Here is a 24,364-nt window from a genome sequence, read left to right on the forward strand (position 1 = left end):
CACTATTGGAAAAGCTAGTCGGGAGTAAGCTAGAGGGATTGAGTGAAAAAATATTTTTGGATCGCTATGCTTGGAAAAATGCAGATACGAGTAATACCGTTGTCGGTGATGTCGTGCTCGTCCTGACGAAAGATGATCCCAAGTTTCCTGTAAAAGAGGTAGGGGAGGTTGTTTCTCGTGAAGGCAGCAAAGTTTCGGTAAAGCTTAGAAACGGCGAGCTGTTTGAGTCCAGTGTGGATAAGCTTACTCTGACGATTGAGAAAACACCTGAAGAAATGTGGGATCGCCTGGCAAGCGCGATGGCTTCTGTGGAATCCGAGCCCCTGAAGCAGAAGGAATGGCAGGAAAAATTCAGATATATTTTGGACGATTGGAAGCTCGTCCCGGGTGGACGAATTGCTGCTGGTGCAGGTGCAAGTGAAGAGCTGACCTTGTTTAACTGCTATGTAGTACCATCGCCAAAGGATAGCCGCGGCGGCATTATGATTACGCTCACGGAAATGACGGAGATTATGGCGCGCGGCGGCGGCGTTGGGATGAACCTGTCATCGCTGCGGCCGAAGCGTGCGATTGTTGCAGGGGTAAACGGTTCTTCCAGCGGTGCGGTATCTTGGGGAGGATTGTTTAGCTATACGACAGGACTGATCGAGCAAGGTGGAAGCCGTAGAGGTGCATTGATGCTCATGCTCAACGATTGGCATCCCGATGTGCTTGAATTTATAACCGTTAAGCAGACCATGGGCCAAGTGACAAATGCTAATTTGTCTGTATGCGTAAGCAACGCTTTCATGAAGGCAGTCAAGGAAGATGCGGATTGGGAGCTCGTATTCCCTGATACGAAGGAAGAGGGCTACGACGAGCTATGGAACGGTGATTTGGCGGAGTGGAAGCAGCTAGGCAAGCGGGTCATCCATTACAAGACGGTTCGTGCTCGGGAAATCTGGCAGGCTATTATTGATTCCGCATGGAAATCTGCTGAGCCTGGCGTCGTCTTTATGGAGCATTACAATCAAATGTCAAACAGCTGGTATTTCAATCCAATTATTAGCACAAATCCGTGCGGTGAGCAAGGTTTGCCTGCATGGGGGGTATGTAATTTATCAGCTGTTAATTTATCGAAGTTTTATGATGAAAAAAATAATGATGTCGATTGGGAAGAGCTTGCGAAGGTAACGCGTTGGTCAGTAAGGTTTCTTGATAATGTTATTGACAAGACTCCTTATCATTTTGAAGAAAATGAACGCAATCAGAAGCTGGAGCGCCGTATCGGACTCGGAACTATGGGTTTAGCAGAGCTTATGATCAAGCTTGGCGTAACCTATGGCAGCGCGGACTCATTAGTATTTTTAGATAAATTGTATGGATTTATTGCACGTGAATCTTATTTGGCATCGACTGAAATTGCTGCGGAGAAGGGCTCTTTCCAAGCCTTTGATGCTGAAAAATATGTGCAAAGCGGCTTTATGAAGCATATCATTGCGGAATTCCCTGAGATTGGGGAGGCTGTTGCTGCGCAAGGCATGCGAAATGTGACGGTCCTGACACAGGCGCCAACCGGAAGTACAGGTACGATGGTCGGAACCTCGACAGGGATCGAGCCTTACTTTGCATTCGAATATTTCCGTCAGAGCCGGCTTGGCTTTGATAAGCAGGATGTTCCTATTGCTGCACAGTGGAAAGAGGCACATCCGGGAGAGGACCTGCCTGAATATTTTGTAACCTCGATGAGCTTATCAGCCGAGGATCATATTCGTGTACAGGCGGCGATTCAGCGCTGGGTAGACAGCTCAATATCGAAAACAGCAAATTGTCCGGCAGACTTCACGGTAGAAGAAACAGGGCGGCTCTATGAGCTGGCATTCGAGCTTGGCTGCAAAGGCGTAACGATTTACCGGGACGGCAGCCGCGATGTGCAGGTGCTGTCAACGAAGAAGGAAGAATCGGCTGAGCCTGCGGCTGAATTGCCTTTGGAACCAGAACAATCAGCTTCACAAGATATAGTTAGCGATGAGCATTTTGACGCTGATCTGGTCGAGGCCGCTGTACCTGCTGCTCTGGTGCAAGCAGAGCAGGGACTGGACAAACAATATAAAAGCAGGCCACAGGTGCTTCGTGGAGCAACCTATAAAGTAAATACACCATTTGGCATGGCCTATATTACGATCAATGATCTAAATGGTACGCCAGGTGAAATCTTCTTGAATGTCGGCAAGGCAGGCTCGGATGTATTTGCCATGGCTGAAGCGTTAGGACGGGTATGTTCATTGTTCCTGCGCTATGGCGATCACGGCAATAAGGTTAAGCTGCTTATCAAGCACTTGAAGGGGATTGGCGGCTCCGGTGCGATTGGCTTCGGGGTAAATCGCGTGGAATCAATTGCTGATGCGGTGGCGAAATCGCTGGAGCTGCATCTTGCCAGCGCAATGGATCAGGGAATTGTGATCGATTCGTTAGCTGAGCATGCTACAGCAGCGGAAACTAACCAATCCTCCTATTCGCAAAATAAAAAGGTAAGCGCCGGCTCGCTAGATTTATGCCCTTCCTGCGGCTCAGCCGCATTGATCAATATTGAGGGCTGCAAGCAGTGTAGTAACTGCGGCTATAGCAAATGTAATTGATAATCCATTTCCTATTGTTATCATGGGTTGTTTTGTGACGCGACAAAGTATTTCAGATAAGTGACTAATGGGAGTTTTGATGTAGATTCATGCTGTCAACTGAGCACTTGAACAAGAAACTTAAAAAACACGGCAACAGACATTTCGTTGCCGTGTTTTTTTACTTTTCTATGGTTTGAAGGAGAAAATTCCCGAAATTATTATCGAAAAAAATGTCTCGCACCAAGATATATTGCTTGCAGCTAAATTCGCCACACAAACCATATTGTACAGCCGACGCCGAAGTTCTTTAACTTGAAAAGAATTGAGTCCTCTTTTATTTAAATTAACGTGGGAAAGACTACTCATATTCTTTAGTTCAATGACAGGAACGGAAAATCACATTTGACAAATGTCCAGAGCGATTTTTTGTTTTAAATATTTTGAACCTCATCATAGTTATACTTCCACTCTAAGATTCCATCAAGCTTACAACTGCAATTCTTAAACCTGTGATGTTTCATTATTGCTGGGTGCATGAACAAAGAGAAAACAGTTACGTTGGCACAAATAAGCTCCGTACTTTACTATGCGTGGGGCTTGTTATGCTAACGGGCGGTTTAGTTAGATGAAAAATGATAAAATAAGGTATCTAATCTTTTTGGAGGGAAACTTTTGGGAACAAATTTATATTTTGTACGGCATGCTCATTCCATATATACCCCAGAAGAATTAACAAGACCGTTATCGGAACGCGGCTTTAGTGATGCTAAAAAAGTAAATGAAATATTACAAAAAGCGAATATTGATCATGTAATCTCCAGTCCGTACAAACGAGCATTTCAAACAGTCGAAGGCATTGCTAAATACATAGGTGAAGAAATTGTGATTGAAGAGGATTTTAAAGAAAGAGTCCTGTCTGAAAGACCAGTAGACGATTTTAACTATGCCATTAAACGAGTGTGGGAAGATTATAATTTTTCGTTTGAAGGTGGAGAATCGAATGAAAATGCCCAAAAGCGAGGGGTAAGAGTAACTTTACAGGTCTTGGAGAGGTTCAGTACTAAGAACATTGTTATAGGAACACATGGAAATATTATGGTTTTAATTATGAATTATTTTGATAAAAAATACGATTTTAATTTTTGGAAGCAACTTGATATGCCAGACATATATAAATTGTCATTCGATGGAACTGAATTGAAAGAGGTTATTAGGTTATGGGGAAGGGATTAAGAAAAAAACTCATTAAGTTGACGGGATAAATTAGTTAAACACAAAATGGAGCAGTTGCAGCCGGGCAGTATCCTCAAGAAACATTGGCGAGATTTTCGTTGCAATAACACTCTGAAATTTCTATTATAAGGGTATTACGTTGGGGGTGGGCTTGTGAAAACAATAAAGGTTTATCATTATGACGCATTTAGTAATATTCCTAATATGGGAAATCCAGCAGGGGTAGTATTGGATGGTGAAAATCTTACTGAAGAGCAGATGCTAGAAGTGGCAGGAAAAGTAGGCTTTAATGAAACGGCTTTCCCACTTCAATCCGATATCGCTGATTTAAGAATTCGTTTTTTTACGCCGGGTCATGAGATAAATCTTTGTGGTCACGCAACAATGGCAACTATCTATGCATTGAAAACAAAAGGTTTATTGGGTGGTAAAACTGATTTCACCATTGAAACAAAAGCAGGGGTTTTACCGATAAGAGTAATTTCAAACGAAGGACTTTACATAACAATGAGGCAAGCAACTCCTCAATTTCAGGAATTCAATGGTTCTCTTCAAGAATTAGCTATTTCTATGGGGATTGATGAGGGTGACATAGAGACAGAATTACCAACTTTGTATGGCAGCACAGGAACATGGACATTATTGATTCCAATAAAAAGTCTTGCTGCTTTCAGACGAATGATACCAATTAATAAACTTTTTCCAAACATTCTGAAGGAAATGCCTAGAGCATCTCTTCATCCTTTTTGTTTAAAAACATACGATTCCAAAGCACATATGCACGCTCGCCATTTTTCATCACCGTATTCTGGTACAATTGAAGACCCAGTTACTGGCACTGCCTCTGGTGTAATGGGAGCTTATTATTCAAGATATATAAAGTCAGATTCTTTATTACATCTTTTGATAGAACAAGGTCAGGAAATCGGAAGGAGTGGCAGCGTGCAAGTAACAGTAACAAATGGCGATGTCATAGAAGTAACGGGAAATGCTGTTTATATAAAAGAATTTGAGGTTTCGATTTAACCGAATTGAACAAACGGGAAACGATAATACAACAACAATAAGGCTGCCGACAGGATATGAATCGGCGGTCTTATTGCGCTAACGGGGAACTTTTGATCAATAAACACCTGTTTACGAAGCTGCCAGCATGATTGGCGGCTTCATTATGTTAAGGGGTGGATACTTTGAATATATAGTATCCCGTTAGAGGAAAAGTTAAGTGGGATCTCCTATGCAACGCGAAAGTGTCATCGCGACATCATAGAATTTATATAACTATCAAGACTAATCCCTGCTAGATTAACGCTAAAATCAAATATACGAAGACTGGGATTTATATAGTTAAATTACCATATTTTATCATTCGTTTCGTTCCAATATATAGTAATTACAGTATAGTCTTTAGTTCTTCTAGTAAAACGTCTTTCTGATACGCTGTATAATTAAGGCTGTGAAAGGAGAACTCATACGAAGGTTAATTGTAAGCGCTTTATAATAATGCAAATTTGGAGGGGGACATCACAATGAATCGACGTTTCAAAAGAATATTGATGTTGCTGCTGGCAGCCGCATTATTCGTACCGCAAGTACTACTTGCACCAGTTGCGGCGGCTGATAGTTCCGGCAGTACGAATGGAAATTATGTTTTAAAAGTTGAAACCACAGGCGGGCAACAGTATGACGGTGCGCAAATAGACACAGGGGCAAGCGGCTTAAACCTCGTTGCTGGCACAGCCTACACGTTCTCATACGACTTATACACACCCGACCAAGATGTGGCGGGCATTATTCTGCAAACTAACGGAAACTACAACTGGATTAAAGATACAGGAGCTTTAAGTGCGGCAAGCCCTGCTTGGACTTCATACACTGGGACATATACTTATCTAGTGGATAGTGGTACCAAGATTCAATTTGTTAAAAAGAGCGGAGCTGCGAACATAACGTACTACATCGACAACTTTGTTGTTACAGACGCAACAAGCGGCGATGTTGTTTACACAGCAGGTTTTGAGGACCAAACGGTTGGTGGCTTTACACAAAGTGGAACGGCTACATTATCTGCTGTAGCGACACCGCAGGCAGCAACCGATTATTTCCTAAAAGTTGAAACCAAAGGCGGGCAGCAGTATGACGGTGCGCAAATAGACACAGGGGCAAGCGGCTTAAACCTCGTTGCCGGCACAGCCTACACCTTCTCATATGACTTATACACACCCGACCAAGATGTGGCGGGCATTATTCTGCAAACTAACGGAAACTACAACTGGATTAAAGATACAGGAGCTTTAAGTGCGGCAAGCCCCGCTTGGGCTTCATATACTGCGACATATATTTATCTAGTGGATAGTGGTGCCCAGATTCAATTTGTTAAAAAGAGTGGAGCTGCGAACATAACGTACTACATCGATAACTTTGTTGTTACAGACGCGACAAGCGGCGATGTAGTTTACACAGCCGACTTTGACGACGAAACGGTTGGTGGCTTTACACAAAGTGGAACGGCTGCATTAACTAATGTTAATAGCATTGGTGCTTCAACTACCCCAACACCTACACCTCCAGTTTCAGATCAGGTTGTTGTAGCCTATGATCTTCAAGAAGATGTGGGGCTTGTTGACCTAATGACGAATGGCGGAACCGATTATCTAACAAAGGCTGGCGGCCCTACACTTACACCGTTATCAAATGACGACGGCACAGTAGCCATTGAAATCTCTAACCGTGTCAACAGTTATGACGGCATTGATGTTAAAGTCGGCGCGTTAGGTTTAGCAAAAGATGCGGAGTATAGCGTTGAATTAGCCGGACATATTCCTGACGGCGTTACTGTTCCAAGCGGCGCGAAAATTGCTTTGGGTCTTGCGAGCGACCCGTATACTGAATTCCAATCCGTTGACGCAGCCACAGACTTCACATTGAGCTACGAAGGCGTTTGGGATTCGGGCGCGGGGCTTAGAATACAAGCCAGCGAGGGTATCGCTGCTTTTGTGATTGACAGCCTTATCATTACGGTTAAAGGCGGAATTAAAATGCCGCCGAAACCGTTGCCGACTGTTCCGGGCGTTCATGTATCATTAACGGCAAAAGGCGATAGCTGGTCAGGCGCAAACATTATTTTAGGTTTAGATCAGACACAATGGCCATTCTCCTCTAGTACAGAGGGCGACGTTGTAGCTTTCACACCTGTTAAAGACGCGAAATATCACCTTACATTCAATGCTACTTCAACAGGCACGAACGGTTATCGTGTGCGTTGGATTACAGGTAACGATAACGGTGGTTATACAGGAGCAGATGCGGCTGTTGTAAGTGACGCAGCTCATTCATACGCAGCCGGAACAGTAGCGACAACACTTCCGGGTTCATTCACAAGTGGCGAAATTAAGGATAAAACGTTAGATTTTACTGTTGATTTTGTAATGAGCGGAAGCGAAGCTGCTGATGGGCTTATCGGTAACATTGCTATTCGAGGAACATCAGGCAGTAGCGATTTTACAATCAACAGCCTCAAAATTACAGACGACAACGGCAATGTTTTGGTTCAATGGTCAAACACAGCCGCTCCGTTTGTTCCTGATGATTATGTATGGCCAGAATCTAAGTGGGATTTAACCCTTCCATCTCTTAAAGAGGCTTACAGCAAATATTTCTTAATCGGTAATATTCTTGGTTGGGGTGGTAATGCTGCCATGACGCCTTGGGGTCAAGAAAACGACCAAACAGATCAGGCATTGAAAGACGCAAGCATTGTCTCTCAAACCGAAGCCATGTTTAAGGCTCAATATAACGTAGTTACGGCTGAAAACGTAATGAAGCCTGATAACATTTCTAAAGCAAAAGACACTTACGACTACACTCCAGCCGATAAGTTAATCGCCTGGGCAACGGCTAACAAAATAGACGTTGTCGGGCATACACTTGTATGGCATCAACAATCCCCTGCGTGGTTAAATAAGGGTTCTGCCGCAAACCGCGAAAGCGCGAAAGCTAACCTTGAAAGCTACATCGCTAACGTAGCGGGGCATTTTAAAGATCAAGTAATTTCATGGGACGTTGTAAACGAAGCGTTTAGCGACACTACCTCAAACTTTGACGGTAGCGACTGGACAACAGGCTTGCGTAAAGATTCGCCTTGGTATATGGCTTATGCCAACGGCGCTGACGCAAGCAAAGGCGAAAGCGGCGCGGATTATATCTACGATGCGTTTGTAGCCGCTCGCTTGGCTGACCCCAACGCAGCACTTTATTACAACGACTATAACGAAACCTATAAGTATGAACAAATCGCGCAAATGGCTGAAAGCCTTAACGCGAAGTGGGCGACCGATTCCAGAAACACCGATCAAGCCCGTAAGCTTGTAGAAGGCATTGGTATGCAATCACACTTCTGGGTTGGTCAAGACCCCGATGTTGATGTAACTGAAGTTGAAACGACAATCCAACGCTTCATTCAAGCGGACTTAAGAATCTCCGTTTCTGAGCTTGATATTCCTTTCGCGGCAAATAACAATTATCATCTTGACGAAGCGAGACAAGCGCAACAAGCAGAGTTGTATGGCATATTATTTGGAATTTACAAAAAATATGCCGACAATATCGACCGCGTTACGTTCTGGGGCAAAGCCGATATACAAAGCTGGCGCGGTTCGGGCATGCCTCTGCTGTTCGACAACAGCTATAGACCTAAGGAGGCATTCTGGAAGGTTATAGGTTTAGGTGCACCAACTACTACTCCACCTCCTAGTAACGATGGCTATGTGCCACCTGTATCGAGCGATCCTAAACCAAACGCAGACGGTAAAGTAATCATCGAGCCTAAAGTTGAGACTAAGAATGGCGTAACTACAGCTACCGTCTCGAACAACGATCTGACGAAAGCATTGGATGCAGCGCCAGTAAACGCTCAAGGCAAGAAACAAGTTATTGTAGAAATTCCGGCACAAGCGGGCTCGACTTCCTATGAAGTGCAATTGCCGACTTCGAGCTTGAAAGATTCGGATACGACCGTACTCTCCATCAAAACGGAGAACGGTACGATCGATCTTCCGGGTAACATGTTCTCCAATACTGATGTTGGCAATGCCGACAAGGTGACGATTCGAATCGCCCAAGCTACTACGACAGGGCTCAGCGATGCGGTTCGTGAACAAATTGGCGATAGACCAGTTATTAACCTTGAAGTTTTGGTTGGTAACTCTGTAGTTGCTTGGAACAACTCTAATGCGCCTGTAACGGTAGCCATTCCTTACACACCGACAGCGCAAGAGCTTAACAATACGGATCATATCGTCGTTTGGTACATCGATGGCGAAGGCAAGGTTACATCGATTCCGAACGGTCGATATGATGTGGCAAGCGGTACGGTTGCATTCCAAACCACCCACTTCAGCACATATGCAGTAGGCTCCGTATTCAAGACCTTCGGAGATCTGCAGAACGTGGCTTGGGCGAAGCAAGCGATTGAAGTAATGGCAGCGCGCGATGTCGTGAAAGGAAGCTCCGCGAACAGCTTCTCTCCTGCAGCTTCTATCAAGAGAGCGGACTTCATCGCACTTCTTATAAGAGCGCTTGAATTGCAAGGTACAGGCAAAAATGAAGCGATGTTCAGCGATGTTCAAAATACTGCTTATTATATTCATGAGCTGGTTATTGCGAAGGAACTGGGAATCATTACTGGCTATGGAGACAATACGTTCAAGCCAGACAGCGCGATCTCACGTCAAGAAATGATGGTGATGACGACACGCGCGCTGGCGGCAGCAGGCAAGAAATTCGAAGTTTTAGGCACTTTAGACGCATTTCCTGACGCGGCGAGTATTTCAGGTTTTGCAAAAGACAGCGCTGCGGCTCTGGTTAAATCCGGAATTGTGAACGGAAAGAACGGCAAGATTGCGCCGAACGATTCGCTCACACGAGCTGAAGCGGCAGTCATCCTATACCGCATCTGGAATCTAATCACGGCTAAGTAAGACGATCAAGTAGGAGGGGGGCATCTAGCCCCTTAAACAACCATTCTATTCCTATTTGAGATCCAAATGTATTGGGACAGTCCAGAGGGCTGTCCTTTTTTTCGTTCAAGTTGCACTAGCAGGTTCACACAAAATGGCTCTTTGCGTTTTTTGGACAATAATTGTTATCATCTAAATTCCCCTTGTGCTGCTCCGCAAAAATAGGTCCTTTTTATTCATATTTCATAATCAATCGTTGAGACAGATTTTGTTCTATGCCATTTCACATGAATTGTCGGTGTTATGCTGCGTGAAACGCCTCCTATAATGTGACTAACGAGCAGCAATGGCAAATGTCGAGGCTGACTCGAAAGAATACAAACGATATTGGAGGCTATTATCATGGACAAATCTTGCTTGCAGTACTCATTGACAGAGGAAGAACGCCGTACCTTTGATGAAACGGGTTATCTTATTTTAAAAAATATCCTTTCAGAGGATCAGGTTGCGGAGTTAACCAAAGAAGTGGATGCGATCTATGAAGAAAAGCTGAACCTAGGACATGATCCCAAAAAAGCGATGTTCCATCCTAACTTTATACCGGATCATAAGCTGTTTCTTGATTTGGTTGACTATGAGAAGGTGCTGCCAAAGGTATGGGGAATTTTAGGCTGGAATATTTATTTATACCATTGTCACATGATCGTAACGCCGCCGACAGGTCTTGAGAAGCATGACCGCACATTCGCTTGGCATCAGGACAGCGGCAGGATGAACCGAGAAATGGAATCCCATCCACGTCCGCGTGTTTCATTGAAGGTGGCTTACTTCCTATCGGATATTTCGGAAGCGGGCCGCGGTAATTTCTATATCGTACCGAACAGCCATTTGAAAGATGATGATATCATCATTCCTGATGGCGAAGGGCAGCCGGAAGGCGCGATTCCTGTTCGTGTTAAGCCAGGTACTGCAGTGTTTTTTGATCGCAGATTGTGGCATGCGGCAAGTCCGAACTGGTCGGACATTACTCGTAAGGTGCTGTTCTATGGGTACGGTTACCGATGGGTACGTACAAAAGATGATATGACGGTCAGTGATCTATGGGATGCCAGCTCGCCGATTCGCAAGCAGCTGCTGGGTGCTGGCAAAAATGCAGATAGCTACTATACGCCGACGGATGCAGACGTTCCGCTTCGTACTTGGTTGCAGGAACATGCCCCTGAACTAGCGAAATGGTAGTACCTAGCTTAAATGGAATAGGATGTGCTGTGTATGCAAGAGCTTAACTTGCTGCTGGAACAGCTTTTACTAGAGGAGAAGGCGCTCCAGTTCAGCCATTTTACGAATAAAATGGCATTTGAAATTGGAAGCCGAATCGTGGCGAAAGCAGAGGCAGAAGGGAAGTCGATTTTAGTTGATATTCAAAGAAATGGACAGTGCCTCTTTCACTGCGCAATGGAAGGCAAAACCTTGAACAATGCACAGTGGATTAAACGCAAAAATAATGTCGTTCGTCAGTTTGGTCGCAGCTCGTATTATATGGCCACCTTGTTGAAGTCCAAAAACATGACTATGACAGAATGGGGTTTTCTTGATCCAAATGAATATGCGGCAGTAGGGGGAGCCTTTCCTTTAATCATTAAGGATGTTGGTATCGTAGGAACGATCTCGGTTTCTGGATTGCCTCAAGAAGATGATCACCAAATGGTGACCTCGGTTCTTAAGGAATTTGTGAGCTGAGGATGAACAGCATCCGATGAGAATAGAGGTGGAGTTTTGCAGCCAAGAAGCGCATTGATTCAGACCGATAAAAAGCCTGCAGCTCGTTCTCGGCTGTGGATAATGATCAAACAGTATAAGTATATGTACGCACTTGCTGTGCCGGGTATCCTGTTCTTCATGTTATTTAAATTTGCTCCGATGTGGGGACTGCTTCTGGCCTTCAAGGATTACAACCCTTACAGCGGCTTCAGCGACAGTGAATGGGTCGGGGCGAAGCATTTTGTTGAATTATTTTCTGATTCTAATTTTTATATCATGCTGCGGAATACTTTTGCGATAAATATGTTTGGTTTACTGTTCATGTTCCCAGTCCCAATTCTGCTTGCCCTTATGCTGAACGAAGTTCGGCATGAGGGCTTTAAGAAGCTGAATCAATCGATTGTATATTTGCCCCATTTTCTATCATGGGTAGTGGTTGTCAGCATGACCTTCTTCATGCTTTCCTCGGATGTTGGTATTGTCAATAAACTTCTGATCGAACTCGGACGCGAGCCTGTTACCTTTTTATCAGAGCCTAAATATTTCTGGGGCTTGATTACGCTTCAAAATATGTGGAAAGAGGCCGGCTGGGGAACGATCATTTTTTTAGCAGCCATGGCCGGTGTTGATCCGCAAAGGTATGAGGCTGCTGTAGTCGATGGAGCTAGCAGACTTCGGCAAATTTGGCATATCACACTGCCTGCAATCCGTCCGACGATTGTCATCCTGCTTATTTTAAGAATCGGCCAAATGGCAGACGTCGGCTTCGAGCAGGTGCTGCTAATGATTAATCCGCTTGTTGTTTCCGTTGGTGAAGTGTTTGATACTTACGCCTATACACACGGGATTCTGAGCGGGCAGATCAGTGTCGGAATTACAGTTGGCATGTTTAAAGGGGTTGTGGGCTTGATACTGGTATTAGCTTCTAATTATATTGTTAAGAAAATGGGTCAGGAAGGCATTTACTAGAAAGGAGATGACTTATGAGCTTTGTTGCAACGAAGAAGATGTCAGCCTTTGATTGGGTAATCTATACATTCCTGGCTTTGATTTCACTGCTCTGTCTATTTCCTTTCATTTATGTATTTAGTGTTTCCTTTACTGATCCTGAAGCATATGTTCCGCTTAAGTTTTATTTTTTTCCAGATCAATGGTCTCTCGCCGCGTATAACTATTTACTGTCGACAAACAGCTTTTTATTCGCGCTGAAAAATACCGTTTTTATTACCGTCGTAGGCACGGTACTGAATATCATCGTTTCTTTCACATTAGCGTATACGCTTACAAAAAAATTAATGCCTGGACGCAACATCATGATGAGCGCAGTTATTTTCACATTAGTATTCAATGCTGGAATTGTACCGGGCTACATTCTGATCAAGCAGTTAGGACTTATTAATTCGCTTTGGAGCTTAATCTGGCCCAGCTTGACGAATGCATGGAGCTTAATTGTGATTAAAAGCTTTTTTGAATCACTGCCCTCCGAACTTGAAGATGCGGCTAAGATTGACGGCTGTTCAGATATCGGTGTATTTACGAGAATAGTGATTCCTTTATCGATGCCTGCAATAGCTGCCTTTACGCTTTTTTTCGCAGTAGCTTACTGGAATACCTATTTTAACGCCTTGATCTATTTATCAGATTCTAAGAAATGGACGCTGCAATTACTGATCAAGACGCTTGTTATTGATTCTGATTCCAATGCTGTCGGGCAGGCGGGTGCAGGCGGCGATGCACGAGCTGTACCACAGGAAACCATACGAATGGCTTCTATCATGCTGGCTATGCTCCCTATTCTAGTTGTTTATCCGTTCCTGCAGAAACATTTTGCCAAGGGTGTCATGCTAGGTTCTGTGAAAGGTTAAACCAAGCTATATATTAGAGGAGGAGCAGTGAATGAATAATTTTAGGATAAAAAGGTTCTCTCTGTGGATTTCCTGTCTGCTAGTCGTGTCGATGCTGGCTGCATGTTCAAATAGTGGGGGTAATAGTAATAGTGGTAGTACTGAAAGCACTGGGAAGAATGAAGCGACGACTAAGCCGACTACAACTGCGAAGACAGAGGAAGCAAAGCCGCTTACGGTTAAAATATTTGCGGGTCTTTATAATGATGCTCCGGATATGAACAATGCCTATTGGACCGAATGGCAAAAGAGAACCAATTCTAAATTAGAAATGGAATGGGTTCCATCTGGTGACATCGACACGAAAATGGATTTGGTACTGGCTTCCGGTGATCTACCGGAAATACTCTCTTCACCAGATGCCAGCCGGCCGGCTTTGATCAATGCAGCGAAGAATGGCGCATTTTGGGATCTGACTCCTTTTCTAGGTGATTTCTCGGAATATCCGAACTTGAAGAACAACTTGGCTGAGAATGCCCTCAAATATTTGTCTGTTGAAGGCAAGGTTTATGCGCTGCCGCGTTCTCGTTCAAGAGTGGATCTTGGTCTAAAGATTCGTAAGGACTGGCTGGATAAGCTGAATATCCCCGTTCCGACCACATTAGATGAATATGCTGCTGCGTTAAAACAAATCGTTAATGCGGATTTGGATGGGAATGGAAAAAAGGATACGCTCGGCATTATCGGTCAAGGTGTTGTAGTTGATGACGGGACGGTCTTGTTCGCTGCAGGCTTTGGTGCATTGAACCCTACCTTTAATGATGAAGGGGGCATGATCGAGACTAGGCTGACGCCGCAATGGGACGATATGATAGCGTATTTCCGGCAAATGTATACAGATGGTGGCTTGCCTAAGGAATTCTCGGTTATGAAGAGAACTCAGAACGAAGAATTGTTCAGAACAGGTAAAGCAGCCTCCTATACGAACAGTATTTGGTGGGACGATGAATGGGAAAAGGAAAATAGGAAGACGCAGCCAGATGCCAAAATACTTAATCTGTTATTGAAAGGACCGAATGGCGACGCAGCATTGGAACTGCAAACAGGGGTATCAGGGGGATACTATATTTCGAAGAAGGTGCCAGAAGAAAGAGTGAAGCAGCTGCTTAAGTATTTAGATTTCACCGCGTCGCAGGAGATGACCGACTTTGCTTATTACGGCATAGAAGGTGTGCACTACACGGTAGTCGACGGACAAAAGGTACTGACAGAGCAAGGCGTGAAGGAAGTGAACGTGACGAGTAAAGGTGCGGGCGTTCTCGCTTATTCGAAGTGGGGGAAGGTGATCAGCGCTTCGGGAACAAAGGAATTTAATGATGCGAAAATGAAAGAGGTTGAACAATTTGATGAAGTAGGCAAGGTTAATCCAATGAAGGGTCTTGTATCTGCCACATGGCTGAATATTTGGCCGAAATATGAGAGTGAATGGAAGACGATGGAGGCCAAAGCCATTGTAGGTCAAATTACTTTAGAAGAATTTAAAGCATACACCGAAAAACTGAGAAATTTGCCGGAAATGAAAACAGCCTTCAAGGAATTTGCAGCAGCGTATGAATTATTCACAGAAAAATAGTGGTTGTGGTTGCCGGAGCTGTAGTATTCCGGTGACCACAATTTTTGTATGTACGATCATATCGCAATGACAGTTATTACTTGCTATACTTAAGCCAGTAAGTTACCAATATCGGTCGGGGGTTGTGGACCAATGAGAAGATGGTTAAAGGTCTTGTACAAAACTTTTTTCTCGATGTTGCCGCAAACAAATTATTTAAGAAGGCTTATTTGGTTTGGATGCCTGACAGTGTCCATTCCGATCCTTATTGCTGGAAGCGCTTACTATCATTTTTCAGTCGTTAAATTGACGAATCAATTCAAAGAAGATAATAAAGGTGCCTTGACCTTAGTGAAGGATCGCATGGAAAATATTTTGGGGAATATCGAACAGGAATCACTTGAAATATCAATCAGTCCTACGATGAAGGAGAATATTGGAAAAAGGGGCTTTGGCAATGAATGGCTGCAGCAAATGGCAATTCTAGATATGTTTCAGGTTCACAAAAATTCCTACAGCTTAATTGATGATATCGTTTTTTATGAAGGACTTTCTGATGTAGTGATCACGAACAATTACGGCTATGTGCGATTCGATAATTACAGAGACAGCCAAGATATTGATGTCGCTTTGAATGTGCTGGCGCCTGCTTCTTGGAGCTATCTTCCTGACGCGAGTAAAAGCGGATATATCTCTTACATAAGAAGAATTCCAGACATACCGGCAGATCAACCGCAAAGTGTGCTGATTATTCAAGTAAAGGAAGAAATGCTGAAGAAAAATGCGTTGACCTATTCAACCTATTCCAAAAACCAATCGCTTTTTATTCTGGACTCCAATAACAATACGATTTTACAGGCGGCGAGCGATGAACGCTCGGATCCTTGGAGTGAGGAAACGATAGATTTGAAAAAGATCATCAATAGTGAGGAAAGCTCAGGCCAATTAGTGCTACAAGCTGGAGATGGCCTATCTTATATAGCCGCATTTCAAAAAACGCTGCTTGGAAGAACCTACATTACATTGCATCCCGAAGGTGACTTATTGGAGCAGGTTGGCTGGATTCGCTGGATGACTGTTTTCCTAGTTATCGTCTTTACTATCCTTGGTATGCTGCTTACTTATTTGTCATCAAAGCTGGTATATAATCCCATCGAGAATTTAATTAAATACGGAGAGCATTTGCAAGGAGGGCGTTCAATTAAACAGAAAGAAAACGAAATTGAATTTTTAAAATCTTGTCTTGATTATTTGAATGAACAGGCCCGCGCGCTTGAAAGCTATATGAATAAAACAAAGCCTAATTTAAGAGATATGCTTCTAAAGAAGCTATTAAAGGGCTTTGCCGGAAGAGGTAGCTCACTCCTCAAGGAATGCGAGGAATATCAGATTCCAACGAGAGGCTCTTTTATTGTACTGATTACGATCGTAGATAATTTATTTAAAGAGAAACGGTTTATGCCGAGTGAAGCCTCTATTGTGCTGTTTGCCGTAGTCAATGTGATGAAAGAATTGCTGGCGAAATCGGTATTGCATGGCTACGTGGTTGAGGATAACGAAAGAGAAAGTATGACGATCCTTTATTTTCACGAGGCAACACCTAGGGAACAGGTTTTGGAAATGACACGCGTCTTTGCTGAGGAAATTCAGGCTGCCATGAGCCACTATTTATCTTTTTCCGTAGCTAGCGGAATTGGGGGGATTTATAAGGAAATTAATCAAATATCTGATTCCTATAGAGAAGCCCAGGGGGCGCTGCGATATCGGATCTTCAATGATGCTGAGTCCATTTTATTTTTTGATGAGATCGAGCGATCACAGACGCAATCCCTCTTCTTTTATCCTCGTGAGCATGAGAAGGCCGTTATCTCAGCTTTACTCCAAGGAGAACAGATGGATGCAGAGAAGGGGCTGGAGCAATTTGCCAAGACCGTGAAAATTTCTGAATCCTACAATACGATCTATCAGTGCTACCATATGCTTCTCTCGTCGATTATTCAATCCCTCGAGAAGGAAGGTCCGGGAGTAATCGATTCACTGGAGGACAATTGGTTTGATCAATTAAAGGCACGACAAACTGCCCGTGAAATTTATGAATGGTTTATTGAATTCATATTTCCTTTATATCAGGACATTACCGAGGACTTTAGGAAAAAAAATGTGAAGATCGCCATTCAAAAGGTGTGCAAGCATATCAACGAAAATGCCGGCATGAATCACTCTCTAAGCGATTACGCAGACATGATCGGCATGAGCCCGTCTTATTTGAGCCGAATGTTTAAAAAGGAGAGGGGCGTTCCGTTCGTAGAATATTTAATGGAATTCAAAGTGGAGAAGGCGAAGCAGTCTCTGCAGGATACGGATCTAAGCGTAACGGAAATTGCAGAAATTGTTGGATACTCTGAACGGAATTTGAACCGTACCTTTCAACGCTTTGTCGGAATGTCACCCAAACAATACCGAATGTCCCGTCGTTAGCCCTCTGAGAAAGAATGGACAATATTTGTCTTTTTACCCGCGCCTGTGTCACTTCAATCGCCGTTTTAACCAATAGTAAACACATCTGTGCCACTTCATTTAGGACAAAAAATGTTATGTGGTTTTTACTGGGAATTTTCGGTTTAATACATGAAGTAGCGCCTGTATAATGATCTTATCTTGGAGCGAGGAAGAGGCGCTTGGCCAAGCTGCGCAATATTAAATCATGGAATGGAGGCAGGTTAAATGAACTATCGTACATTGGGGAAAACAGGGGTGCAGGTGTCTAACATTTGTTTTGGAGCGATGTCCTTTGGCGGTATTGCTGACGAGGATACATCTAAGGCGATGTTTAATCGCTGCCGAGAAGTAGGCATAAACTTTTTTGATACTGCTGATGTGTATACAGGCGGACGTTCAGAAGAAATATTGGGTAAGCTTATTGCGGATTGCCGCAATGATATCGTGCTAACCTCAAAATTTTGTTTGCCGACGGGTAAAGAAGTGAATGCCAGAGGGATGTCTCGCAGACATATGAAACTTTCTGTGGAAGAGAGTCTGAAGCGTCTGGGAACGGATTGGATCGATGTATACTTCGTTCATCATTTTGACTCGGAGACAGCGATTGAGGAAACACTTAGAGGCTTGGACGATTTGCAGAAGCAGGGCAAAATTTTGTATCCTGCAGTAAGCAATTGGGCTGCTTGGCAGATCGCCAAGGCGCTGGGCATATCGAGTAAAGAAGGCTTAGCCCGCTTTGAGTGTATTCAGCCTATGTACAATCTGGTGAAACGCCAGTCCGAGGTTGAAATTTTGCCGCTTGCGGAATCGGAGAAGCTCGGTGTCATAAGCTATAGCCCGCTTGCTGCGGGTTTGCTAACTGGAAAATACAATGCTGGCGCGAAGCTTTCGCAGGGCAGATTTATCGAGCATGAGGGAACTCAGCAGCGTTATGCGGAGCAAATCTACTCGGAGGTTGCCGAGCGCTTTAACAAACATGCTAGCGAACGAGGAGAAAATCCTGCATCGCTTGCCATTGCATGGGTTATGGCTAATCCTGCGATTACAGCGCCGATTATCGGTGCACGAAATATGGAGCAGCTGGAGCCGCTGCTTGCTGCGCTTAATATTGAGATGACACAGGAATGGCGTCAGGAAATATCTGCATTGTCGATCACGCCACCTCCGGCTACCGATCGAACGGAGGAAGTAGTATAAATGGAAGGAGCTTATTAGATGAACGTGGTAGTACTGGATGGATATACGCTGAATCCTGGAGATTTGAGCTGGGATGCTTGGAAGAGCTTGAGCGAAATTAAGGTTTATGATCGTACAGCAACGATAGATATCGTTCATCGTTCAGTAGAGGCTGAGATCGTGTTAACGAACAAAACGCCTCTTTCACGAGCAACAATAGAGAGCTTGCCTAAGCTCAAGTATATTGGAGTGTTAGCAACCGGATACAATATAGTAGACCTACAAGCTGCTGCCGATCAGGGTATTGTGGTTACGAATATTCCATCCTATGGAACTCACTCTGTTGCCCAATTTGTCTTCGCTTTGCTGTTAGAGCTATGTCACCGTGTTCAAAAGCACAGTGATGCGGTTTATGATGGCGAGTGGGAGCGAAGCTCGGATTTTTGCTTCACAAAATACCCGTTAATGGAACTGTCAGGAAAGACGATGGGACTGATTGGACTTGGGAAAATCGGTCTGCAAACCGCGAGAATCGCTCATGCTTTCGGAATGCGTGTTGTGGCAGTCGGCAGCGGCCGTCACATACCTTCTCCAGTAGAGGGAGTAGAATTTGTTACGCTTAAGGAGCTGTTAAAGCAGTCAGATGTTGTCAGTATGCATTGTCCGCTGACACCCGATACGAAGCATATGATTAACGAGTCTGCGATCAGTCTTATGAAGCGATCGGCTTTCTTAATCAATACTTCACGCGGCGGTTTGATAGAGGAAAATGCGCTGGCTGAAGCGCTTCGTCTCGGCAATCTAGCTGGTGCGGCGCTGGATGTACTAAGCACGGAGCCTCCGCAGAACAATCAGCCGTTGCTTCATGCGAGCAATTGTATGATTACTCCGCATATTGCCTGGGCTACGAAGGAGGCGCGTAGTCGGCTAATGAATACGGCTCTCGATAATGTACGCAGCTTCTTACAAGGAAAGGTTGTAAATGAAGTGAAATAAAACATGACCATGCCGGCAATACTGCAGGCATGGTCATGTTTTATTATTATGATTCACCGTTGACATCTTAGAAAACAATGTGCTAAATTGGATTCATGAATGATAAATCAAAAAAAATTGATTAATGATAGTCCGACTGGCTAAGCTGATCTTAATGATAATGAAAGTAGGTGACATAGATGATCCCGAATGTTTCTTTCAAAGCGTACGAAGCGAAATTTAAAGCACTTGCCGATGAGAAACGTCTCCAGATTCTATATGAATTGGTACAGCGCGGAAATACTTGTGTCTGTGACCTTGTGGAAATTATCGAAATGCCTCAGTCCAAGCTATCGTACCATTTGAAAATATTGCTGGACGCAAATTTGCTTGTAAAAGAAACACGCGGAACATGGAGCTATTACGAAATCAACACAGAAGAAGTGACTCAGCTATTGTCAGAGAAGCTATGCTGTATTTTTAGGCCAAATACGAATGCCAGCAATGAATGCTGTTAATTTTTTTGAACAATTAATCAAAAAAAGTTGATTTAATAGGAGGAGTTTCAATGATCAAAAGAATGAAAAAAATTGATATTACTCATATCAAAAGTCAAACCAGCTGCTGTGAAACGTCTGCTAGTGAGAATAAGCAGTTGCCAGTTGCCATTATCGGTGCGGGACCTGTCGGTTTAGCTGCAGCCGCGCATCTCGTTTCCAGCGGAGAGTCATTTGTGCTATTCGATGCAGGAGAAGCTGTAGGTGCAAACATTATGAAATGGGCACATGTAAGGTTGTTTTCTCCATGGGAGTTCAATGTAAATAAGGCAGCAAAACAATTATTACAATCCAGTGGCTGGATTGCTCCAGACGATGCTGCAATTCCTACAGGCAGAGAATTAGTTGAAGCCTATTTAAAGCCTCTGGCTGAATTGCCAGAGATGAAACCTTACATTCATGTAAATGCCAAAGTAACTGCCGTTAGCCGTAAAGGCATTAATAAAGTTAAGTCCCAGGGGCGTGAACAACTTCCATTCGAGATTCATGTTAATAAAAATGAAGAACGATATGTATTTGAGGCAAAGGCGGTTATTGATGCTTCTGGAACCTGGTCTAATCCGAGTCCAGTTCATTCTGCGGGTGTGTTTACAGCAGATGAGCAAGCTCTTCATAACCAGATTTATTATGGAATACCAGATATTCTAGGCAATCACAAAGAGCGCTATAGTGGAAAAAAAGTTCTTGTCGTTGGAAGCGGGCATTCTGCAATAAATACGCTTTTGGAGCTAGGGTCACTTAAGGAGCAGATAAAAGAGACTGAAATTTTGTGGGTGCTGAGAAAATCAACACTTGAAGATGTTTATGGAGGGAGGGACTTAGATCAACTTCCTGCAAGAGGAGAACTTGGCATACGAATTCAAAAATTAGTTGAATTAGGCTCAATCAAAGTCATGACCTCATTCCATATCGAGGAGTTGAGGAAGAATGGAGAGAAGGTACACGTCTTTGGCTCAAATGGGAGTTCTATTGAAGGGGTCGATGAAATTATTTCAAACACGGGTTCCCGTCCGGAGCTATCTTTTTTGCGCGAAGTTAGAGTGACCATAGATCCAAGTATAGAAAGTGTGCTGGGGTTAGCACCGCTAATTGATCCTAATGTCCATAGCTGCGGCACAGTTAGACCACATGGTGAAAGGGAGCTTAGGCAGCCAGAAAAGGATTTTTATATCGTAGGGTCAAAAAGCTATGGGAGAGCGCCAACATTTTTGATGGCAACAGGATATGAGCAAGTAAGGTCGGTTGTTGCCGCTTTAATGGGGGATATGGAATCAGCAGAAAGAGTTGAGCTGGAGCTGCCCGAAACAGGAGTATGCAGTACTAGGGCCGGGCAATCTGTAAATAATCAAGAGACAAGTGTTTCATGCTGCTCACCTGTGTAGGAGGAACTTATGATATACATTGCTATCGCTATATTTTTGATCACTTTAACCTTTGTCATTTGGCAACCGAAAGGACTTAATATTGGATGGTCAGCATCAGGAGGGGCTGTTTTAGCGCTCATTTTTCAAGTTGTATCGCTTAGTGATGTTGTAACGGTTACAGGTATCGTCTGGAATGCCACATTAGCTTTTGTAGCAGTCATCTTAATCTCATTGATATTAGACGATATTGGATTTTTTGAATGGTCAGCCCTGCATATGGCACGTATGGCAAAAGGGAATGGCAGATTGATGTTTGTATACGTCATATTGCTTGGAGCAGCTGTTGCTGCATTTTTTGCTAATGATGGCGCTGCTCTAATCTTGACTCCGATTGTCCTAGCGATGGTCAGAGCATTAAAATTTCCGGATAAAATGATTTTACCGTTTGTTATGGCTAGCGGATTTATATCGGATTCAGCTTCACTGCCATTGGTCGTAAGCAATTTGGTAAACATCGTATCTGCTGACTTCTTTGGCATTGATTTTGCAACGTACGCAAGCAGAATGGTTGTGACAAGCCTATTCTCCTTAGGGGCAAGTTTATTAGTTTTATTCTTGCTCTTTAGAAAAGATATACCAGCGAATTACAATAGCTCAGAGCTCAAAAAACCAGTGGATGCGATTAAAGATAAAAAGCTGTTTCGATTGTCTTGGGTGATCCTTGCTGTCCTTCTAGTTGCGTATCTGATCAGTGGTTTCATTAAGATACCCGTTTCAATCCTTGCAGGAGCAGCAGCTATCGTCTTTATTTTACTCGCACGATCAAGCAAGGCTATTAATACTAAAAAAATTATAAAAGGCGCACCTTGGTCTGTCGTTGTTTTTTCTATCGGGATGTATGTAGTTGTTTATGGTTTGAAAAACGTAGGCCTGACAGATGCTTTGGGAACGGTCATAGCATACATTGCAGGTCAGGGATTGTTCATTGCAACGATTGGAATGGGATTGCTAGCAGCCATTCTTTCCTCGTTAATGAACAATATGCCGACGGTTATGATTAACGCTCTTGCCATTCAAGGTACGGAAACAGAAGGGGTAATCAAGGAAGCACTCATTTATGCGAATGTCATTGGCAGTGATTTAGGTCCGAAAATTACGCCGATTGGTTCTCTAGCTACGTTATTGTGGCTGCATGTACTTTCTCAAAAAGGCGTTAAAATTACGTGGGGCTATTATTTTCGAATAGGTATCATGCTTACTGTTCCTACGCTGCTTATTACTCTAGTTGGCTTATATCTATGGTTAAGCTTTATTTCATAACAACAAATAGGAAGAGGTTTAACAATGAATAAAAAATTAGTGTATTTTCTATGTACAGGAAACTCTTGCCGGAGCCAAATGGCAGATGGGTATTTAAACGCACTCGGAAGCGATAAATATGAAGTGAAAAGTGCGGGCTTAGAAGCACATGGATTAAACCCCCGCGCTGTTGCCATCATGAAAGAGGCTGGGATCGATATTTCTAATCATACCTCTGATGTGATTGACCCTGATATTTTGAGCAAAGCGGATTATATCATTACGTTATGTTCTCACGCTGACGATAACTGCCCCGTTGTTCGCAACGATAAAGCAGAACGTTGGCATTGGGGCTTTGACGACCCTGCGAAAGCGACAGGAACAGAAGACGAAGTGAGGGATAAGTTTCGTGAAGTACGTGATTCCATCAAGCAGCGCATCGAACAATTTTTGAAGGAAGGCTGGTGAAATTGCCTCCTGTATCAGGCCTCGTATGGAAATTTTATAATCCTAATACAGGAGGCATAAGCATTACTTGAAATTTCACTTCTTCAACTCGCTAATCTTTTCCCTTGCGTGTCAGCTCAGCTAATGCGTCCCATTGCGAGCTAGTTAGCTCGGACAAGCCGTTGAATTGACCAGCACCCTGCAGCCATTCCCCGCCGTCAATGGTTACAACTTCACCATTCATATAGGCTGCATATTCAGAAACGAGAAAGGCGGCTAGGTTGGCCAACTCATCCTTATCGCCAACCCGCTTTATAGGGATGCGGTTGATCATTTTCTCTTCAAGCTCTGGTGTCGGAGAGAGGCGTGACCATGCGCCTTCTGTCGGGAATGGGCCAGGTGCAATAGCGACCTGCCTGATGCCATATTTACCCCATTCAGCTGCAAGTGATCTCGTTAAAGCTAATACTCCTGCTTTAGCTGCTGCCGAGGGTACGACGTAGCCTGAGCCAGTTGAAGCATAAGTCGTCACAATATTAAGCATCGTACCTGTTCTCCCTTGTGCAATCCATCGCTTACCTACCTCTAGCATCGTATAAAAGGTGCCATGAAGAACGATGTTCAGAATCGTATCCACTGCTCTTGGAGAGAGACGCTCCGTAGGACTTATGAAATTTCCAGCTGCATTGTTGACGAGGATATCGATATGCCCAAAATGATGCTCAACTGCATCAATAAGGTCATGGACTTGCGAAGGGTCGCGAACGTCACAGCATTTGTAATAAACGGGGTTCGTTTCAGTACCCATTTCATCAGCAGCTTTTTTAAGGACGTTCTCCCGCCTGCTTGCAATTGCCAGACTCGCGCCTAGAGCAAGAAACTTCTCTCCCATAGCACGACCTAGACCTGTTGCTCCTCCAGTGATAAGGATAACCTTGCCTTTCAATAAATCAGTAGAAAAAGGACTCATACTTGACCAGCCTCCTTTTCTCTTATGGAATTACTTGATTCATCTTATCGGCAAGGGCGGCCCAGTATGT

Annotated in this window: 17 protein-coding genes; 16 read left to right on the forward strand and 1 reads right to left on the reverse strand. The window is 43.8% G+C overall.

Annotated elements, in window-relative coordinates; all coding sequences use genetic code 11:
* Positions 1–5 precede the first annotated feature (5 nt).
* The 16 genes from MHI37_RS12655 (at position 6) to arsC (ending at position 23,345) form a co-directional block, all read left to right on the forward strand.
* Positions 6–2,618 carry an adenosylcobalamin-dependent ribonucleoside-diphosphate reductase gene (locus MHI37_RS12655; RefSeq protein WP_076335753.1) on the forward strand — a complete coding sequence of 871 codons (2,613 nt, stop codon included), beginning with the start codon at positions 6–8 and terminating at the stop codon, positions 2,616–2,618.
* 654 nt (positions 2,619–3,272) lie between these two features.
* The gene (locus tag MHI37_RS12660) at positions 3,273–3,833 is read left to right on the forward strand and encodes a histidine phosphatase family protein (protein WP_076335752.1); all 561 of its coding nucleotides are present in this window, start codon (positions 3,273–3,275) and stop codon (positions 3,831–3,833) included.
* A gap of 153 nt (positions 3,834–3,986) precedes the next feature.
* Positions 3,987–4,859: a PhzF family phenazine biosynthesis protein gene (locus MHI37_RS12665; protein WP_076335751.1), complete on the forward strand. Its 873-nt coding sequence runs from the start codon at positions 3,987–3,989 to the stop codon at positions 4,857–4,859.
* Positions 4,860–5,362: 503 nt separating this feature from the next.
* Positions 5,363–9,811, forward strand: a complete 4,449-nt coding sequence (locus tag MHI37_RS12670; protein WP_076335750.1) for an endo-1,4-beta-xylanase — start codon at positions 5,363–5,365, stop codon at positions 9,809–9,811.
* 381 nt (positions 9,812–10,192) lie between these two features.
* A complete protein-coding gene (locus MHI37_RS12675; RefSeq protein WP_076335749.1) occupies positions 10,193–11,029 on the forward strand; it encodes a phytanoyl-CoA dioxygenase family protein in 837 nt (278 codons plus the stop codon).
* Between the two features lie 33 nt (positions 11,030–11,062).
* Positions 11,063–11,530, forward strand: coding sequence for a heme-degrading domain-containing protein (locus MHI37_RS12680; protein ID WP_076335748.1), 468 nt, complete (start codon positions 11,063–11,065; stop codon positions 11,528–11,530).
* Between the two features lie 102 nt (positions 11,531–11,632).
* Positions 11,633–12,520 (forward strand): ABC transporter permease subunit, encoded by an 888-nt coding sequence (locus MHI37_RS12685; RefSeq protein WP_083676135.1) that lies wholly within the window; start codon positions 11,633–11,635, stop codon positions 12,518–12,520.
* A gap of 14 nt (positions 12,521–12,534) precedes the next feature.
* Positions 12,535–13,416, forward strand: a complete 882-nt coding sequence (locus tag MHI37_RS12690; protein WP_076335747.1) for a carbohydrate ABC transporter permease — start codon at positions 12,535–12,537, stop codon at positions 13,414–13,416.
* A gap of 31 nt (positions 13,417–13,447) precedes the next feature.
* Positions 13,448–15,028, forward strand: a complete 1,581-nt coding sequence (locus tag MHI37_RS12695) for an extracellular solute-binding protein (RefSeq protein ID WP_076335746.1) — start codon at positions 13,448–13,450, stop codon at positions 15,026–15,028.
* A gap of 132 nt (positions 15,029–15,160) precedes the next feature.
* The gene (locus tag MHI37_RS12700) at positions 15,161–17,485 is read left to right on the forward strand and encodes a helix-turn-helix domain-containing protein (RefSeq protein WP_076335745.1); all 2,325 of its coding nucleotides are present in this window, start codon (positions 15,161–15,163) and stop codon (positions 17,483–17,485) included.
* A 246-nt stretch (positions 17,486–17,731) separates the two neighbouring features.
* Entirely contained in the window at positions 17,732–18,703 is a 972-nt protein-coding gene (locus tag MHI37_RS12705; protein ID WP_076335744.1) for an aldo/keto reductase, read from the forward strand.
* Positions 18,704–18,721: 18 nt separating this feature from the next.
* A complete protein-coding gene (locus tag MHI37_RS12710; protein WP_076335743.1) occupies positions 18,722–19,678 on the forward strand; it encodes a D-2-hydroxyacid dehydrogenase in 957 nt (318 codons plus the stop codon).
* A 179-nt stretch (positions 19,679–19,857) separates the two neighbouring features.
* Positions 19,858–20,175, forward strand: a complete 318-nt coding sequence (locus MHI37_RS12715; RefSeq protein ID WP_076335742.1) for a metalloregulator ArsR/SmtB family transcription factor — start codon at positions 19,858–19,860, stop codon at positions 20,173–20,175.
* Between the two features lie 50 nt (positions 20,176–20,225).
* Positions 20,226–21,596 carry an NAD(P)-binding domain-containing protein gene (locus MHI37_RS12720; protein WP_256710167.1) on the forward strand — a complete coding sequence of 457 codons (1,371 nt, stop codon included), beginning with the start codon at positions 20,226–20,228 and terminating at the stop codon, positions 21,594–21,596.
* 9 nt (positions 21,597–21,605) lie between these two features.
* Positions 21,606–22,898, forward strand: a complete 1,293-nt coding sequence (locus tag MHI37_RS12725) for an arsenic transporter (RefSeq protein WP_076335741.1) — start codon at positions 21,606–21,608, stop codon at positions 22,896–22,898.
* A 24-nt stretch (positions 22,899–22,922) separates the two neighbouring features.
* Entirely contained in the window at positions 22,923–23,345 is a 423-nt protein-coding gene (arsC, locus tag MHI37_RS12730) for an arsenate reductase (thioredoxin) (RefSeq protein ID WP_076335740.1), read from the forward strand.
* 91 nt (positions 23,346–23,436) lie between these two features.
* On the opposite strand, the gene MHI37_RS12735 is transcribed toward arsC, so the two are convergent.
* A complete protein-coding gene (locus MHI37_RS12735) occupies positions 23,437–24,294 on the reverse strand; it encodes an SDR family oxidoreductase (protein WP_076335739.1) in 858 nt (285 codons plus the stop codon).
* Positions 24,295–24,364 lie beyond the last annotated feature (70 nt).

This window comes from Paenibacillus sp. FSL H8-0548 (assembly GCF_038630985.1).
Classification (GTDB): Bacteria; Bacillota; Bacilli; order Paenibacillales; family Paenibacillaceae; genus Pristimantibacillus.

What these genes read in the sequence shown, in the direction of transcription:
- MHI37_RS12700 (WP_076335745.1), top strand. Translation starts at nt 15,161, where the DNA reads ATGAGAAGATGGTTAAAGGTCTTGTACAAAACTTTTTTCTCGATGTTG.
- MHI37_RS12690 (WP_076335747.1), top strand. Translation starts at nt 12,535, where the DNA reads ATGAGCTTTGTTGCAACGAAGAAGATGTCAGCCTTTGATTGGGTAATC.
- MHI37_RS12725 (WP_076335741.1), top strand. Translation starts at nt 21,606, where the DNA reads ATGATATACATTGCTATCGCTATATTTTTGATCACTTTAACCTTTGTC.
- MHI37_RS12720 (WP_256710167.1), top strand. Translation starts at nt 20,226, where the DNA reads ATGATCAAAAGAATGAAAAAAATTGATATTACTCATATCAAAAGTCAA.
- MHI37_RS12675 (WP_076335749.1), top strand. Translation starts at nt 10,193, where the DNA reads ATGGACAAATCTTGCTTGCAGTACTCATTGACAGAGGAAGAACGCCGT.
- MHI37_RS12715 (WP_076335742.1), top strand. Translation starts at nt 19,858, where the DNA reads ATGATCCCGAATGTTTCTTTCAAAGCGTACGAAGCGAAATTTAAAGCA.
- MHI37_RS12710 (WP_076335743.1), top strand. Translation starts at nt 18,722, where the DNA reads ATGAACGTGGTAGTACTGGATGGATATACGCTGAATCCTGGAGATTTG.
- MHI37_RS12680 (WP_076335748.1), top strand. Translation starts at nt 11,063, where the DNA reads ATGCAAGAGCTTAACTTGCTGCTGGAACAGCTTTTACTAGAGGAGAAG.
- MHI37_RS12695 (WP_076335746.1), top strand. Translation starts at nt 13,448, where the DNA reads ATGAATAATTTTAGGATAAAAAGGTTCTCTCTGTGGATTTCCTGTCTG.
- MHI37_RS12670 (WP_076335750.1), top strand. Translation starts at nt 5,363, where the DNA reads ATGAATCGACGTTTCAAAAGAATATTGATGTTGCTGCTGGCAGCCGCA.
- MHI37_RS12685 (WP_083676135.1), top strand. Translation starts at nt 11,633, where the DNA reads ATGATCAAACAGTATAAGTATATGTACGCACTTGCTGTGCCGGGTATC.
- MHI37_RS12705 (WP_076335744.1), top strand. Translation starts at nt 17,732, where the DNA reads ATGAACTATCGTACATTGGGGAAAACAGGGGTGCAGGTGTCTAACATT.
- arsC (WP_076335740.1), top strand. Translation starts at nt 22,923, where the DNA reads ATGAATAAAAAATTAGTGTATTTTCTATGTACAGGAAACTCTTGCCGG.
- MHI37_RS12735 (WP_076335739.1), bottom strand. Translation starts at nt 24,294, where the DNA reads ATGAGTCCTTTTTCTACTGATTTATTGAAAGGCAAGGTTATCCTTATC.